2 protein-coding genes and 1 pseudogene are annotated in these 2,438 nt (G+C 56.7%); 1 reads left to right on the top strand and 2 read right to left on the bottom strand.

What is annotated here, in order from left to right:
- Positions 1–124: 124 nt before the first annotated feature.
- Together ABIC09_RS37550 and ABIC09_RS37340 are read right to left on the bottom strand one after the other, a co-directional pair.
- Positions 125–421: pseudogene (locus ABIC09_RS37550) on the bottom strand (transposase); the annotation flags it as partial.
- A 458-nt stretch (positions 422–879) separates the two neighbouring features.
- A complete protein-coding gene (locus ABIC09_RS37340; protein ID WP_354112425.1) occupies positions 880–1,557 on the bottom strand; it encodes a Crp/Fnr family transcriptional regulator in 678 nt (225 codons plus the stop codon).
- 667 nt (positions 1,558–2,224) lie between these two features.
- Here ABIC09_RS37340 and ABIC09_RS37545 point away from each other — a divergent pair.
- Positions 2,225–2,428 (top strand): hypothetical protein, encoded by a 204-nt coding sequence (locus ABIC09_RS37545; protein WP_502917746.1) that lies wholly within the window; start codon positions 2,225–2,227, stop codon positions 2,426–2,428.
- Positions 2,429–2,438: the final 10 nt, after the last annotated feature.

Genomic DNA, 2,438 nt, shown 5'->3' with positions numbered 1-2,438 from the left:
CGTCCATTGTGAGCACCCTTGCAGAAGATGACTCTTCTAACGGCGCTCATAGGTCTACGCACAAACAATCTGATGGGCCTCGCAGCCCCGCTTACAGTAGATCAAGGTCTCATCGATGTTCTCGAACCAGTTCCTTCTCCGACCGCTGATAGCGCTCAAACAGCTCGGTCGAGTACCGTTCCTGCCGGTCCTACGGCACGTTCAGGTCGATCTTGCCGACCCGGGTGATCAGCGAGCGCGTGTAGTAGCCAAAGTGATAGCCTACGCGTGCTTCGGTGCGCTCTCCTTTCTCCGTGCCTAGCGCTTCCACCATCTCGGCTTCAAGCGTATCCTGCACAGCGGCCTGGATCAGCGGCTCTAGGAACTACTTGTCCGATCTCAACAAGTGTTTGACCGCAGAGGCATTCGTCGTCACGGTCATGGTGATCTATGCTCCTCTACGAGCGGCGAACTTCGCAATCACCGGACTTAGCATGACCGCTTTAGCGTCTCAGCTCTTGCAGAATCTCCCGCACACTACCTGCACTCGTGGCAAGCGGCTCCGGCGCAGCCGCTGCAGCCTATGGAATTCTTCCTCGTCTCGTTGGCGAGCAACCCCCAAGGTCGAGCTGGAACGGAAGTGTGGGACGGCATGAAACACCCGACCGAGCTCGATCTGCACGCATGAGGAGAGCACATGTACCAACGCTGGACCGACGAGCCGGCTCCAGCAGACGCGCTACGCTTTTGGCAGGCGCCATTTCTCCAAAGGGTAGGCGTCGAGATTAAGGATAGCTCCGACTCGATTGCACTGTCGCATTTCTTTACACCAATTTAGTGCGCCCCTGCAGACGAGATAGTGTCGTCGCCAAACGAGCCTCGACCCCGGAGCCAGCTTGCTCAATTAATCGGCTCCCTTGCTGCAATTGCGACTTCAGAGACCGCATACGCGCCTGAAATCACTCTGTAGCAGCAGCACGCCTTTCGCTCGAGGCTCTTCCGTTCCTCTATCTGCAATACGCCGCGATTTTTGCGAATCAAACCCTCATCTTCAAACCGGTTCAGCGTTTCCGTAATGCCCGCACGGCGCAATCCCAAGATGGAAGAAAGATAGTCATGGGTAACTGGAAGCACGGACGCATCGACGGCATCGCTTGCCAAACAGAGCCACGAGGCCAGCCGTTTTTCGCGATCGTGCCGGACACCGCATAATCCGGTCTGAGCGCAATGCAAGCTCAGCCCTTGAGCGTATCGGGAAAGATGATCTCGAATTTCCGAGCGCTCGCTCATGATACGACGCATGTCCTCGGCGCGTATTCTGTGGGCGCGTCCCGGAAGAAGCACGACGGACTGATGGGTCGAACCATATCCTCCGAACAGGAATGGAGCTCCGACCACACCACGATAGCCTATGACCGCGGTCTCGAGGATGCTCCCCTCCGCGATGATCCTCATCGAGACGAGTCCGGATTCGACGAAATAGACGTAATCGAGCTGCTTTTTCGGCTCTTGCAGTACTGAAAGTTCTCTCAAGACGATCGGCTCGAGGAATTCTCCTATCGCCGCAAGATCCTGCAAGGAGAGACTCGCCAAAATTGCATTCTTGACGAAAAATCGCGTAGTAGGACGAACAGTGTTAGGCCGATGAAGCATCAACTATCTCCCGGACACCCGATCGGTCGAGCAAGCCACGTTTGACGGGCCCGCTCCGCAATTCTCTCTAGATGCCCCTCAAGTTCTCCGGCGGCCTCCGGTCTCTCTCCAGAATGAGAGAGACGTCATAATCCATCGACGCCGACTTCCCGGCGCTCGCGTTGCTCTTGAGGGATCGGCCTCTTCCTTGAGAGGCGCCGATCGACAAATTCGCTCAGCGTCGGAGCACGTGCAAAACGCCGCCGCGCCAAGAGCTCTAGTTCGCAAATCCAGGAAAGAGCACGCTGTCACTTCGCGACCCTGCGGAAGGCGACAGTCGTTCTCGGCAGCAAGTTCAACGGCCGAAGCTCAAACTCGCCCAATGCATCGCGTCCCACCCCCTCGTATTTCGCTATGTGAAATGTGGATGAACAAGCCCTCGCCGCGCCAATACCATTTTTGGAGCATTTGATACCAAATTGGAATTGATCGATGGCACAGATCTTCTGCGGTAGGAGCTATCGCCGAAAGTTGGTGACGGCGGGAATCGGGAAGGCGGCATATCGTGGGGGTGCTTGACGCCTCCACTTCTCCACCAAAGGAGCGATATGCCGTGCCCAACGATAACGTCACCAGACTGATTCAGCCAGGATTCTTCGACGATCAACTCACCGAAATCTTACGCAATGGAGCCCGTGCGCTGCTTGCCAAGGCGGTCGAGGCCGAGGTCGCTGCTGATTCCGCTCGATGTCGCCCACCATTCCGGAATGATCTCGCCCGCCGTTCCGATTTGATGTCGCCCACCATTCCGAGATGATCTCGCCCAC

Source organism: Bradyrhizobium sp. S3.12.5, assembly GCF_040548225.1.
GTDB classification, from domain to species: domain Bacteria; phylum Pseudomonadota; class Alphaproteobacteria; order Rhizobiales; family Xanthobacteraceae; genus Bradyrhizobium; species Bradyrhizobium cytisi.
Note: the sequence above shows the minus strand (reverse complement) of the source record. Positions and strands in the feature narration are given on the sequence as shown.